The following is a 12,637-nucleotide window of genomic DNA, read 5'->3' on the forward strand; positions in this document are numbered from 1 at the left end:
GATGATTCTCCGTAGATTAATCTGTGCGAACAGAATACGATGAATCATTCGCATTTCACTATTCGTGTTCGGGAGTATCAGGTGGCTGAACGTCGTAACACCAGGATTTCAGAGAGAAAAATTCCTAAACAAGCGCGATCCAGCGAGCTGGTTTCCGCAATATTGCAAGCGGCTACTCAGGTTTTAGAGCAGGAAGGCGCCACGCGGTTTACCACCGCACGCGTGGCGGAACGGGCGGGTGTCAGTATTGGATCGTTGTATCAATACTTTCCCAATAAAGCGGCTATCCTTTTCCGCTTACAAAGTGAGGAATGGCAACGTACCGGCGATCTTTTAGGATCGATCCTGCGCAATCAGGATGTGCCTGCGGGTGAACGTCTGCACCAACTCACGCTCGCTTTCCTGCACTCAGAGTGTGAAGAAGCGGCAATGCGGACCGCACTTAACGATGCAGCGCCGTTATACCGTAATGCACCGGAAGTGGCAGCCGCGCGCGCGGCGGGTGAAAACGTGATGAGTGACTTCCTGTATGAGTTATTGCCCCAGTTGGAAGAGAAACAACGTCTGCGCGCTGCGGACCTGATCAACAGCACATTGGGTAACGTGGGCAAGCATTTTTCCGAAACACCGCGCGCTGAGGCGGAGATTCTCGACTACGCAAAGGACATGGCAGAGATGTTCTGTGTCTGGATCAGGGAAAAAGGGGCGGAATTGCAGTAAAAGATGGCACTGGAAATCTCTGAAAGCGGTTAACAATCTCATTATTACCATTCTCATTAATCCACACCGCGAGTAAGCTCTATGAAAACCTTTTCACAGCTGGATGGAATGCTGGTCAAACGATACGGGAGAGTAAGATGGCAGTAAAAATGATTGCGGTGGATATGGATGGGACTTTTCTCGATGACAACAAACAGTACAACGCTCAACGATTCGCGCGCCAGTACGCCTTGTTGAAAGAGAAAGGCGTTCGTTTTGTGGTCGCCAGTGGCAATCAATATTACCAGTTACAACGCTACTTCCCGGATATCAAAGATGAAATCGCCTTTGTCGCCGAGAACGGTGCCTGGGTGTCAGACAGCAATGAAGAGATCTTCTGCGGCGAACTGGCACCAGAACGCGTCCATCAAATTTTGGATATTCTGGCTAAAGAGCCGGATATCAGCACCGTGGTGTGCGGTCGCAATGGCGCTTATGTGCACACCTCAATGCCGGAGGAAGTGATTGCGATGCTGGCGAATCACTATCATCGGCTGGAAAAGCGCGACAATCTGTACGATATCGATGACACCATCTTTAAGTTTTCGCTGAATCTGGCCCACGAAGGGGTGGATGCCCTGATGGATCGTCTGCACAAAGAACTGGGCGCGATTGAAAACATTATGCATCCGGTCTCCAGCGGCTTTGGTTTTGTCGATCTGATCATTCCTGGCTGCCACAAAGCACATGGTATCGCGCTGCTGCAGGAAAAATGGGGCATCGACGATTGCGAAGTGCTGGCCATTGGCGACAGCGCCAACGACCTCGAAATGCTGCGTCAGGCGTGCTACAGCTTTTCGATGGCCAATGCCGCCGCGCCCGTGGCCGCTGTTGCGCGTTATAAAACCGACAGCAATAACGACGAAGGTGCGCTTAACGTGATAGCACGCTTGCTGGCACGCGAAGAGCCGTTTGGCTAATCCCTCGCGGCAGAGTTTATCGAGCCAGAGCTAAACTTTTAGCTGGGCGATCGATTCTGCCGCTACCTTTATCACCTCAGGCCTCACGTCTCGCTAACCTTTTTTCCATCCTCTTAATCAGCGGTGGCAAGAGTAATGCGCTGCCGGCAACCATCACCCAGAATATGATGGGTAGTGGGGCTGCTATCTCAAAAGTCATGGCCGAAACAAAAAAGGCGAGGGTGGTACTCAATGACATCAGCGCCGTTTGCAGGGACAGGAAACCAGCCCGACTGGCCTCATTTGGAAATCTCGTCGTCACACACGACACCACCACCAATCGTCCGTAAGCCCCGCTCAGAAACAGCCCCATGAATAATGCGCTGGCATGCAAACCTGTCATGGGAAGCAGCATGCTGACCAGTAATATCAGCGTTGAGACAACGGCTAAGGTGTAGCTGGACCAGTGAGCCAATAGCTTTCCGGTAAGCTTTGTCGCCATCAACCCAGCGATGCCACCGATGAAGAACAGCATGGGCAGCGAGGCGTTCACAGCCTGCATGTGTTGGGTCAATAAAGGCACTAAAGCAGGAATGATGAGCATAGGAGTGAATTGCGCGATGGCGTTCCCGCTGGCGAAAAACAACCATTCTGGCGTCATTGTTATCGATGATTTAGGGGCGATTTTGCGCGGGGCATCAGGAATAAACCCGGCAATAAGAAGCAAAGCTATCAGGCACAGCAAACCAATGAGTCTCGTAGCGCTATACCAGCCGAAATGTGTGCTCAAAAACAGCATGGTCGGCATCCCTGCAATGCTGACCACAGAGAAAGCGGCAATGACGGTGGCAATCATCCGTGCTCGTAATGCCGCTGGCGCGAGGCTGATTAATAAACTCATCCCCACACCCATGGTTGTTCCTCCCACTAAGCCCGCCATAAATCGTAGAACCAGCAGCAGGGTATAATCGCTCGTGAAGGTGATCAGCACCGTCAGAGCGCCTAAAAGCGCCATATTCCACAGTAAAAACCGTTTGGCGTTAACGCGGTCAATCCATTTCCAAATACATAACCCGGATAGCACTGAACCCAGGCTGTAAGTCCCCGTGACATAACCTGCATAAGTGACAGGCACTGAAAATTGAGACGCCATGTAGGCAAACAGCGGATTAAACATCATGTATTCGAGGGCATTCGTGAATTGAACAAAAGCGATAATCACAGCGATGCGGATCACAGCGAATGAACCTGATTGCGGAGTGAGGACAGGCATAGTTTGCTCCATTAAGTTACAGGAGGCCTAGTCTATTGCCCGTGCATCATTATGATTAGAGCGATAAAGTGAGAGGATTAATTATCAAAAATGGGATAATCGATGCGCAGTAGAATCGATTTAAATGTTTTGCGGGTATTCGTCACCGTTGCAGAGAAGGGCAGTTTTATCGGCGGCGCGCGTGCCTTGAAAATGCCTGCATCGAATGTGAGTCGCCAGATTTCGCAGCTGGAAGAACGATTAGGGATGCGACTCATACAGCGAAGTACGCGTCAAATGAAGCTTACTGAAGCAGGGCAGATGTTTTTTGACAGCATGCGACCACTGCTGGACTCGGTGAATGAGACGGAAGCCAGGCTAAGCCACGCGAAAATTGAACCGGAAGGATTGCTACGCGTGTGTTTACCGAGTGGCGTAGGGCCGGTGGTGTTTGGCAATCTTCTGGCCGACTTTGCACTGCGGTATCCCAAGATAGAACTCCACTGTATGACCAACCTTCAGGGGGCTGATGCACTGTGGGATGACTGCGATGTTGTCATTGATATCAGTCGCGGCACGCGCGCCAGCAGTGATGTCATAGCTCGACCGCTGGCTTCATTACCCTGCCACATTGTTGCGGCGCCGACTTTACTGCAAAAATACGCCAGACCAACGCAAACAGAACAATTGCTGGCTCTGCCCTGCATCACCACCGTAAGTGCACTTCAGGGGCAAGCGTGGCAATTTATAACCACTGGCAAAGGATTTCGACACATCAATGTGCTGAGTCCTTTCCGTGTCGACAGTGGTGAGATGGCGATGCATGCTGCACTGAAAGGCATCGGGTTTGCCATCCTTTCAGCGCAGGCTTGTGAGCCTTATATTCGAAGTGGGCAGTTAGAAGTGATTGAGCTTGAACTCGCTCCCGCACCCCTTGAGATTGCGCTGCTCTACCAGGAACGGAGTTTTCTTCCCGCAAGAAGCCGCGCGTTTATTGATTTCCTGCAAGAGGCGGTGCGGAATCAACGCGAAAAATAACCCGCCTCACGCATATCCTGCAGCAGTCCCGGTCCGGTGGGCTGCCAGTTAAATGTTTGACGTGTCCATTCACTGGAAGCCGGATTATCAATGGAAGCAAAGAACGCCATCCAGCCCAGCCACTCTTTCGCTTCTTCCATGCTCAGGCTTTTCAGCGGCAGAGACAAACCTGCACCAATGGTTTCGGCGATCTGACGAAATGGGATGCCTCCTTCCTGAATCGCATGCAAAATCGTGCCGGCTTCGGCGTGCTCGGCGGCGAGGCAGAATAACTCCGCCGCATCATCACGATGCACCGCAGGCCAGCGATTCGCACCATCCCCGATATACACCGCCGCGCCTTTCTCTTTCGCCATATTAATGATCATCGGCACAAAGCCGTGGTCGCCTGCGCCGTGTACCGTGGGCGGAAGACGCACTAGCGAGACGCGCACCCCTTTATCCGCCAGCGCGAGTGCGGCGATGTTGGAGTCGGAACGAGGATGGCCGCCGGAAACCGGTTGAGTCTGCTCAACCGCGAGACGTCCTGGCGAGACCAATGCAGTACCGGTGGTCACCACTAGCGGACGGTTTGACCCGGCAAGTACTTCACCCATCGCCAGAATTGCCTGCTGATCGATAGTCGCTGCGTGATCCATGCGGCTGAAATCATGGATATAGCCGGCATGGATCACACCGTCACTCTGTTCAACGGCGCTACGCAGGCTGGCAATATCTTCTAAATCGCCGCGCATCACCTGGACTCCCTGCTGGTGCAGTTTCTCTGCTGACGCGTCACTGCGTGCCAGTCCAAGCACGTCCACGCCGCGTGCCTGCAGTTTTTTCACAATGGCCGAACCGATAAAGCCGCTTGCGCCGGTCACAAAAAGTCGCATATTCGTACTCCTATTTCTGGCTGTTGAAGCACTATGATAAAAGTCTGCGGCGCGGCGAAAAGTCGTGAGCTTATACAGGTATAGGCACTAACAGGATAACGCCATGACCCAACAAGACGACAATCTGCTCGGCAACTACCTGCGTGAACGACGTCAGCGACTGGATGCTGGCAAACTCGGCTATCCGTTGCTGCGGCGTCGTACGCCCGGATTGCGTCGGGAAGAAGTGGCGGTGCGCGCCTGCGTCAGCACCACCTGGTACACCTGGCTGGAGCAGGGCAGAGGTGGTGCGCCCTCCGAAGAGGTATTGGAACGGTTATCCAAAGCGTTGGAGCTAAGTGCCGCCGAGCGCGACCACCTTTTTCTGCTGGCGCAGAATCGTTTGCCGGGCGTCACCTGGCAGGCGGGCGTGGATGTTTCACCCTCGTTGCAACGCGTCCTGGATAGCATGACGCACACGCCCGCGCTGGTGAAAACCGCTGAATGGCAGGTGGTGGCGTGGAACCATGCGGCGACCAAAGTATTTGTGGATTACGCCCAACTGCCGCCGGAACAGCGCAATATTCTATTAATGATGTTCAGCAATGAAGAGATGAAAAAACGCCTGCCGGATTGGCATCAGGTCATGCGTAACATGGTGGCGAATTTCCGTGCCGACGTAGCACGTACCGGTGCCAGCGAGCATGTGCGCACGCTGGTGGAAGAACTCAGCGCGATGAGCGAAACCTTCCGTCAACTGTGGCAATCGCAGGAAGTGAGCCAGCATGGCGAAGGGATAAAGCAACTGTGGCTACCGGACGAAGGCGTGCTGGAACTCGAATACAGCACCTTCGCCGTTGAGGGTAAGCCCGGCCTGAGCCTGGTGGTGTTTAATCCTCGCTTGCCGAGAGATCGTGAGACGGTGGCGCGTCTGATGGCACGTCCGTAGCCGCGCGCAGGTTGGCGTCCATTGCATCCAGCGCCGCCTGATTCTCCAGTCCCCACTGGTACATCTGTTCGATTGGGGCTGCAAAGGTCTGTCCCAGCGGCGTCAAACGGTAATCCACTTTCGGTGGAATCACGTCATACACATGGCGGGCAATCAATCCGCGCTGCTCCAGCTCTTTTAATGTTTGAAACAGCATCTTCTTCGAAATTCCCTGCAGGCTGCGCTGCAACTCGCCGGTGCGCGCACGCTGTCCCGGCCAGTGATAAAGCGCGTGCAGCACCATGCTGCTCCACTTCAGCGAGAACAAATCCATCAAGCGACGCGGCGGGGAATCCGCATAAAAAAACAGCTTGCCGTCAACCCAGGCTGGCATCAGTGTCACTCCTCTATGGTCACCAAAAGGTAACTACTATCATTTCTGCACCACGTTGACTATAGTCTGCCGCCTTCAACTCAATAACGCCAGCACCTTGCGGAGGCACCATGAAAATCAACGCATTAGTCGCACACGACGCGGCAAAACCTTTAGTATCCAGCCAGATCGCGCTGCGTCCACTGCAACCGCAGGACGTTAAAATCGATATTCTGTACTGCGGCGTGTGCCACTCCGATCTGCATATGGCACGTAACGAATGGGCGGTGAGTCGTTATCCGCTGGTGCCGGGCCACGAAATCATCGGTCGCGTGCGGGAAACCGGCGCAGCGGTCACAAACTTCAAGGTCGGTGATGTGGTGGGTGTCGGCGTGATGGTCGATTCCTGTCGTGAATGCCATTTCTGCCAGCAGCAGGAAGAGCAGTACTGCGAAGCCGGATTTACCGCGACCTATAACGGTATCGACAAACACACAGGCGACAGCACCTGGGGCGGCTATGCACAGAATGTGGTGGTCGATCAGCATTTTGTGGTGTCAGTGCCGCAGAACCTGCCGCTGGCAGGCGTTGCGCCGTTGCTGTGTGCGGGCGTCACCGTTTGGTCACCGCTGCGTCACTTCAAGGTGCAGGCCGGCGACAAAGTCGGCGTAGTGGGCTTAGGCGGGCTTGGGCATATGGCGGTAAAACTGGCGAGTGCGATGGGTGCGGAAGTGACGCTGTTCACTACCTCTCCGGAAAAAGGTGCCGATGCGCGACGCCTGGGGGCCAGTCGCGTGGTGGTCTCACGCGATGCGGAACAGATGGCAGCGGCGCGAACCTCTCTCGATTTCATTATCGACTGCGTGTCCGCGCCTCACGATCTCGATCCCTACCTCGCCACGCTCAAAACCAATGGTCGTTTGGTGCTGGTAGGCATTCCGGAACAACCGCATCAGGCACCTGACGTCACGCCGATGGTCTTCCGTCGCCTGAGCATCAGCGGCTCATCCATCGGCAGCATCAAAGAGACGCAGGAGATGCTGGATTTCTGCGGCGAACACAACATCACGGCAGATATCGAATTGATTGCGGGTGAAGCAGTCGAAGATGCATTCGCGCGCATGCTGAAAGGTGATGTGAAATATCGCTTTGTGATTGATATGGCAGCGACCCGCTGGTGATAAAAGTTGGCGATTTCAGCCTGAAATCGCCAGCTCAACATGACTTCAGTTGCATCCCCACGCACAGTGAGAAGTGCTGCACGAGCTGCGCCGCACTAAGATTGTCGTGATGCGATAACCCCGCTGCGACAATTTCCAGCACATTTTCGCCACAGGCGATATACAGCGGATCGATGGAAATAATGCTGCCCGCTGCGTGCTGATGCGACTGGGTAATCACGCGGCTTTTCCACACGATAAAACGCTGTTCTCCCATCAGGCTATACGCCCCTGGCCACGGATAAGCGACGCCGCGAATCAGAGCATGAATCTCATCGGCAGACTGATGCCAGTGAATCTGCCCATCCTCAGGCTTTCGTTGTCCCGGTTCGCTGGCGAGACTTTCATCCTGCACGCGTTCAATCAAACTACCCGCCCGCAGAGCGCGCAGCCAGTTTGGCAACTGTTCACGCGTGGTGCGTACCAGTTTGCGATGTAATGAAAGCGCCTCATCTTCATCAGTGATAGCGACACGGCTTTGCGCCAAAATTGGCCCGCCGTCTGGCACGTCATTAATGCGATGTAGCGTCACCCCGGTTTCACGCTCATTGCGGATAATCACCCAGTTGAGATGCGCACGTCCGCGATAGGCGGGCAGCAGCGAAGCATGCACATTGAATGCGCCTTTTTTGGCGGTGGCAATCATGGCAGGAGAGAGCGCTTGTCGATAAGACAGGGTCAAAATCGCATCGGGTTGCAGCGACGCTACTTTGGCAATCCATTCTGGCGTATTGATATCGTCCGGACAAAACACCGGGATCTGTTGCTGCAGCGCCATGGCTTCAACCGAGTCAAAGAAGCTATTTTCCTGATGGGCTCCCGCGTGGGTGAACACGCACACCACTTCAAATCCCACTTCCTGCAAACTTTCCAGCGCCGCGCATCCCATCTCATGATACGCACATAACACGACTTTCATTCTTCCGCCTGTGAACACTGATTAACGTTTGGTGCTTAGCATAATAGGGGAAGATTATGCCTGGCTTAAACCATGCAGTTGATCGCTGTTAATTCGTCAAAGGCTTGTTTATGTCCTTAACTCTCCGCTGCGTCATTAGTGACTAACAATGCCGAGGACTTCTGCCATGAGTTATACGCTATCTGCAGTGCTTCTTTTAGGGAGTTGGGAATTGCCCAATCTGCTGGAACATGGCAAACCAATCTTCCATATGCCAGGTGGTGGTCACGCGCTCGCCGTTAAGCAAGTGGAATTCGTGCAGGCGCACGCTAATGCGACGACCGGTTGGCGCAATGCCCATAAACTCACCCTGGTGCGTACCGGTAATTTCTGCACGCACAGCAATCTTTCCAGGCTCCTGAAGCATGTCGTGCACGGTGATGTTGATATCCGGGAACGCGGCGATAAAACCTGCCAGCAGTGGCTTAAATCCTTCTGGTCCCGGCCCCTGACCTGGCGCCAGTGGGATGTCATCCCAATCTTGTGTGACCGCCAGATCCAGCAGATCGGGATTTTTGTCACTAAAAGCGCGATAGAGGTTTTCTACCGCAGTACGTTCAGCTTGCAGGCGTTGGTTCAGTGGTTGTGTCGCAGACATGTTGGAAACCTTATTGGATTAGTTAGCGGTGCATCTCACCGGCTTGTGCAGTATTCCTGAATCTGACACTATCCATCTAACAAATGATTGATATAGAGCTTTATACAAAATATGAATTTTGAAGGATTCGATCTCAACTTGCTAGTGGCATTCAATGCCTTAATGCTGGAGCGCAACGTCACTAAAGCGGCGGCACTGGCTGGCGTAAGCCAACCGGCGATGAGTGCCGCGCTTTCTCGCTTGCGCCGTGTCTTTGACGATCCGCTTTTTATCCGCAGCGCAGAAGGCTTGTTGCCCACGGCGAAAGCGCAGGAGATTGCGATACCGGTGGCCGATGCGTTAGGGCAGGTGCGTCATTTAATGAAGCCCGCAGAGGTCTTTGATCCCACAGCCAAACAGCGCAGTTTTACCCTGGGATTGACGGAGTATCCGATGCATGTGCTGCTGCCCGCGTTAACCAAAAAGCTGGCGGCAGTGGCACCTCATTGCACGATTCATGTGCGGTATTTTATTGATCGTGATGAGGTTGTGGCGCTACTCGATGCGGGCAAGATTGATATTGCCGTAGGCGTACCGCCAACCAAAGCAGAAAACCGAATTCTTTCCGAGCCATTGCTACGTGATGACTTTGTCACCTTAGTCGGGCGCGACCACGAAGCCGCGCGTAAAGGCATGAACCTGCAAGCGTTTCTCTCAATGCGCCACATCCTGGTGTCACCGGAAGGCAACCATTACGGCTTGGTGGACCAACAATTGCGAGAGCAAGGTTTAGCGCGCATCATCAGTCTGACGTTGCCCACCATGTTTACCGTGCCCGCGCTCTTACCGGGAACGGATTATGTGGCAACGGTACTGCGCCGCGTGGGCACCACTTCAGCCAGCCAGGGCGACATCATCATGTTTGAACCGCCGTTGGCGCTGCCCTCGATTCCATTTGATCTGCTTTGGCATCGCAGGACGCAGGACAGTGTGGCGCATCAGTGGTTACGCGGTGTGATCGCGGAAGTAGGAGCAGCATTGTAGATCAAACCAGCGGCGGGTACGTGTTGCCGCTTTTGCATAAACCTCCCATGTTACTCGACACAATAAAAACCAGGCCACTTTGCAAACCTGTTTAACATCAGACCAGGAGTAACAGCCATGCTGGGGATAATCCGCGTATTAACCCATCCAGATCAGCACTTTGTCGAAGAACATGGTCGGCTGATTTATCAGGAGTATGCTATCAACTCAATTAGCCGGGCGATCCCCGATCAGCACAAAGGCATTTTTGATGATGCCAGTGAAGCGCTGGCGGTGCCTAAGATCGTTACGCTCGGGCGGCAATTAGAGTCCGACGGCTGCAATGCGCTGTTTCTCAGCTGCGCCGCCGATCCTGGCCTTGCGGCATTGCGCGATGCCGTATCGATTCCTGTCATCAGCGCCGGTTCGGCATCGGCAAGCATTGCGCGTATGCTCAAGCGTCCTGTCGCGGTGATGGGGATTGGCGCGGCGGCCCCGGCGCCTTTCCGTCAGTTGCTGGATGAATCCGTGCGCTACGCGCGTCCGGAAGGGGTGCTGAACACTACGGACTTGCTGAGCGCAGAAGGTCGCGCCAGCGCCCTGGCCTGTGCGGATAGTCTTTATCGCGATGGCATTGAAGTCATCGCCTTCTCATGCACCGGTTTTTCCACCATCGCGCTAGGCGACAGCATTCGCCAGCAGTTAGGGAAAGTGGCGGTGGATGCGGTGAGTGCGGCAGGCCTGTTTATCAGCCAGTTAGCCCCGCAATCCGCGCGATAACCTGCTCGCGCCGCTGCCCGGCGGCGCATAACATCCTGTAATCGTTTTTTTGTGATCTCCGCGATAAACAAATCCCGCCTCGCTCCGATAACTCCCTTACCAGAATTTACAAAAACAACATTCGCAGGAGAGGGAACATGGGGCTGGTATCCCGTTTACGTAATGTACGCATCACCCGAAAATTGTCAGCAGGATTTGGCATCGTGTTGCTGTTAGTGGCATTAGCCACCGGCATCAGCGTGCAGCGTTTCAATGCGATTCATGACATCTATCAGAAAACCAATCTGATCTACGACATCAACATTGAGGTGTTCCAGGCCAAAATTAACCGCCTCAAATACCTGTATGGTGATGATAAATCCGGCAAGGTGATGGCCGAATACGTCGCTCATGCACAGCAACTGAATCGCGAGGCTAAACAACTCTCCTGGACAGACAATGCCCGCGCGCTGGTGGATGAACTGGATACTCATCTCGCCAGCTTCCAAAACAGTATTGGCGCGATGACGCAAGCCACGCAGCAGCTAAATAGCCAGCGAGCACAGCTCGATTCCCTGAGCCAGCAAGACATGACTTCGCGCTATATGCAGTTGATCCGCACGCCAGTGACCAATCCAGAACTGACCAATCAGATCTATGAACAGCTCTTCGCCATCAGCAACGTGCGTGAAGAAGCCTGGGCGCTGCGCTTCAATGTCTCCGATACCCTGCGCAATACCTTGCAAACTCATTTCCAGCAGGCCGATCAGGGTATGAAAGCCTTGTTGGCTCAGCTGCCACCAGAACAGCAGGGCGGATTTACCGCGCTGTGGCAGGATACCGAACGCTTTAAAGATCTCAGCCTGCAAGCGGCGGACAGCTATGGTCAGCTGCGTGCGTCAGAAGACACGGTAAAAGTCGCGGGTGATAAGAGCAGTGCGGCGATCAAAAAGATCATTGCTATCGTCAAGGAGCGCAATGATGAACTGGCGAACGGTTCAGCAACGCTATCCCTGTTGATTGGGGGGCTGGCGATTCTGTTTGGCGTACTGGTAGCGTGGTACATCATCCGTCAGATTACGCGTCCGGTATTCCACAATCTTGAGCTGGCGGAGCGCATTGCCAGCGGCGATTTAAGCTCGCAGTTTACCACCGATCGTCATGATGAACTCGGCAAGCTGACCTCGGCGATGGGGCGGATGAACGACCGTCTGCGCAGTATGATTGGCGATGTGTTGCATAGCGTCAGCAGCGTGTCGCAAGCCGCTAGCGAGATCAATCAGGGCAACCTCGATTTGTCATCACGTACCGAGCAGCAGGCGGCGGCGGTGGTGGAAACGGCTGCCAGCATGGAGCAGTTAACGGCTACCGTTAAAAATAACGCCGAGAACGCGCGGCAGGCCAGCCAGATTGCCGCAGAAGCTTCACACAATGCGAATCAGGGCGGTAAAGCGGTGCGCGATGTGGTCAGCACCATGGGGGAAATCTCCGACAGCTCGAAGAAAATTGCCGACATTACTGCCGTCATTAACAGCATCGCTTTCCAGACCAATATTCTCGCATTGAACGCGGCGGTCGAAGCGGCCCGAGCCGGTGAGCAGGGGCGTGGTTTTGCCGTGGTCGCCAGTGAAGTGCGCAACCTGGCACAGCGTAGCGCCGGTGCAGCGAAAGACATCGAACAGTTGATCAGTGAGTCGGTGAGCCGCATCAGCAACGGGCATCAGCAGGTAGCGCGTGCTGGCGAAACCATGGATCAAATTCTCGGTAGCATTGCGCGCGTGAATGAGATCATGGAGGAAATTTCTGCTGCTTCCGATGAGCAGAGCCGTGGCATTGAGCAAATTGCTCGCGCGGTAGGTGAACTTGATACCACTACCCAGCAAAACGCCACGCTGGTGAGCGCATCCTCGCATTCGGCAAACTCGCTGGAAGAACAAGCGATGATGTTAGAGCGGTTGGTCGCGCAGTTCCGCTTGCAGGGAGCGGGGCGTTAAGTT

13 protein-coding genes are annotated in these 12,637 nt (G+C 54.2%); 8 read left to right on the forward strand and 5 right to left on the reverse strand.

The features are described from left to right. Positions 1 to 81: 81 nt before the first annotated feature. On the forward strand, positions 82 to 720 hold the full coding sequence (locus tag FD737_RS07540) for a TetR family transcriptional regulator (protein WP_370523031.1): 639 nt from the start codon (positions 82 to 84) through the stop codon (positions 718 to 720). 137 nt (positions 721 to 857) lie between these two features. Beyond that, positions 858 to 1,679 (forward strand): Cof-type HAD-IIB family hydrolase, encoded by an 822-nt coding sequence (locus FD737_RS07545; RefSeq protein WP_045815508.1) that lies wholly within the window; start codon positions 858 to 860, stop codon positions 1,677 to 1,679. Positions 1,680 to 1,755: 76 nt separating this feature from the next. Here FD737_RS07545 and FD737_RS07550 read toward each other — a convergent pair whose 3' ends face one another. Further along, positions 1,756 to 2,931: an MFS transporter gene (locus FD737_RS07550; protein ID WP_160833148.1), complete on the reverse strand. Its 1,176-nt coding sequence runs from the start codon at positions 2,929 to 2,931 to the stop codon at positions 1,756 to 1,758. Positions 2,932 to 3,033: 102 nt separating this feature from the next. On the opposite strand from FD737_RS07550, the gene FD737_RS07555 reads away from it, so the two are divergent. Continuing rightward, positions 3,034 to 3,948 carry a LysR family transcriptional regulator gene (locus FD737_RS07555; RefSeq protein WP_160833149.1) on the forward strand — a complete coding sequence of 305 codons (915 nt, stop codon included), beginning with the start codon at positions 3,034 to 3,036 and terminating at the stop codon, positions 3,946 to 3,948. Here the strand turns inward: FD737_RS07555 and FD737_RS07560 are convergent. After that, complete coding sequence (locus FD737_RS07560; protein ID WP_160833150.1) at positions 3,933 to 4,823, reverse strand: SDR family oxidoreductase; 891 nt, start codon at positions 4,821 to 4,823, stop codon at positions 3,933 to 3,935. The two genes, FD737_RS07555 and FD737_RS07560, sit on opposite strands and share 16 nt — an antisense overlap. Positions 4,824 to 4,926: 103 nt before the next feature. On the opposite strand from FD737_RS07560, the gene FD737_RS07565 reads away from it, so the two are divergent. After that, complete coding sequence (locus tag FD737_RS07565) at positions 4,927 to 5,751, forward strand: helix-turn-helix transcriptional regulator (protein WP_160833151.1); 825 nt, start codon at positions 4,927 to 4,929, stop codon at positions 5,749 to 5,751. On the opposite strand, the gene FD737_RS07570 is transcribed toward FD737_RS07565, so the two are convergent. Then, positions 5,693 to 6,124 carry a helix-turn-helix domain-containing protein gene (locus tag FD737_RS07570; RefSeq protein ID WP_097117663.1) on the reverse strand — a complete coding sequence of 144 codons (432 nt, stop codon included), beginning with the start codon at positions 6,122 to 6,124 and terminating at the stop codon, positions 5,693 to 5,695. The genes FD737_RS07565 and FD737_RS07570 overlap by 59 nt on opposite strands. 110 nt (positions 6,125 to 6,234) lie before the next feature. Here FD737_RS07570 and FD737_RS07575 point away from each other — a divergent pair, with 110 nt between their 5' ends. Next, positions 6,235 to 7,284, forward strand: coding sequence for an NAD(P)-dependent alcohol dehydrogenase (locus FD737_RS07575; RefSeq protein ID WP_097117664.1), 1,050 nt, complete (start codon positions 6,235 to 6,237; stop codon positions 7,282 to 7,284). Positions 7,285 to 7,318: 34 nt separating this feature from the next. Here the strand turns inward: FD737_RS07575 and FD737_RS07580 are convergent, their stop codons facing one another. After that, a complete protein-coding gene (locus FD737_RS07580; RefSeq protein WP_097117665.1) occupies positions 7,319 to 8,242 on the reverse strand; it encodes a formyltransferase family protein in 924 nt (307 codons plus the stop codon). Between the two features lie 196 nt (positions 8,243 to 8,438). Then, positions 8,439 to 8,879, reverse strand: coding sequence for an ester cyclase (locus FD737_RS07585; RefSeq protein WP_097117666.1), 441 nt, complete (start codon positions 8,877 to 8,879; stop codon positions 8,439 to 8,441). A gap of 111 nt (positions 8,880 to 8,990) precedes the next feature. Here FD737_RS07585 and FD737_RS07590 point away from each other — a divergent pair, with 111 nt between their 5' ends. From FD737_RS07590 to FD737_RS07600, 3 genes are all read left to right on the forward strand, one after another. Further along, positions 8,991 to 9,902, forward strand: coding sequence for a LysR family transcriptional regulator (locus tag FD737_RS07590; RefSeq protein WP_160833152.1), 912 nt, complete (start codon positions 8,991 to 8,993; stop codon positions 9,900 to 9,902). Positions 9,903 to 10,019: 117 nt separating this feature from the next. Next, on the forward strand, positions 10,020 to 10,661 hold the full coding sequence (locus tag FD737_RS07595; RefSeq protein WP_160833153.1) for an aspartate/glutamate racemase family protein: 642 nt from the start codon (positions 10,020 to 10,022) through the stop codon (positions 10,659 to 10,661). Between the two features lie 137 nt (positions 10,662 to 10,798). Next, positions 10,799 to 12,634: a methyl-accepting chemotaxis protein gene (locus tag FD737_RS07600; RefSeq protein ID WP_097117668.1), complete on the forward strand. Its 1,836-nt coding sequence runs from the start codon at positions 10,799 to 10,801 to the stop codon at positions 12,632 to 12,634. Positions 12,635 to 12,637 lie beyond the last annotated feature (3 nt).

The organism is Pantoea sp. Seng (genome assembly GCF_009829935.1).
GTDB classification, from domain to species: domain Bacteria; phylum Pseudomonadota; class Gammaproteobacteria; order Enterobacterales; family Enterobacteriaceae; genus Pantoea; species Pantoea communis.

Bases quoted from the DNA above. Each gene is read 5' to 3' on its own strand.
- FD737_RS07545 (WP_045815508.1), top strand. From the start codon at position 858: ATGGCAGTAAAAATGATTGCGGTGGATATGGATGGGACTTTTCTCGAT.
- FD737_RS07550 (WP_160833148.1), bottom strand. From the start codon at position 2,931: ATGCCTGTCCTCACTCCGCAATCAGGTTCATTCGCTGTGATCCGCATC.
- FD737_RS07555 (WP_160833149.1), top strand. From the start codon at position 3,034: ATGCGCAGTAGAATCGATTTAAATGTTTTGCGGGTATTCGTCACCGTT.
- FD737_RS07560 (WP_160833150.1), bottom strand. From the start codon at position 4,823: ATGCGACTTTTTGTGACCGGCGCAAGCGGCTTTATCGGTTCGGCCATT.
- FD737_RS07565 (WP_160833151.1), top strand. From the start codon at position 4,927: ATGACCCAACAAGACGACAATCTGCTCGGCAACTACCTGCGTGAACGA.
- FD737_RS07570 (WP_097117663.1), bottom strand. From the start codon at position 6,124: ATGCCAGCCTGGGTTGACGGCAAGCTGTTTTTTTATGCGGATTCCCCG.
- FD737_RS07575 (WP_097117664.1), top strand. From the start codon at position 6,235: ATGAAAATCAACGCATTAGTCGCACACGACGCGGCAAAACCTTTAGTA.
- FD737_RS07580 (WP_097117665.1), bottom strand. From the start codon at position 8,242: ATGAAAGTCGTGTTATGTGCGTATCATGAGATGGGATGCGCGGCGCTG.
- FD737_RS07585 (WP_097117666.1), bottom strand. From the start codon at position 8,879: ATGTCTGCGACACAACCACTGAACCAACGCCTGCAAGCTGAACGTACT.
- FD737_RS07590 (WP_160833152.1), top strand. From the start codon at position 8,991: ATGAATTTTGAAGGATTCGATCTCAACTTGCTAGTGGCATTCAATGCC.
- FD737_RS07595 (WP_160833153.1), top strand. From the start codon at position 10,020: ATGCTGGGGATAATCCGCGTATTAACCCATCCAGATCAGCACTTTGTC.
- FD737_RS07600 (WP_097117668.1), top strand. From the start codon at position 10,799: ATGGGGCTGGTATCCCGTTTACGTAATGTACGCATCACCCGAAAATTG.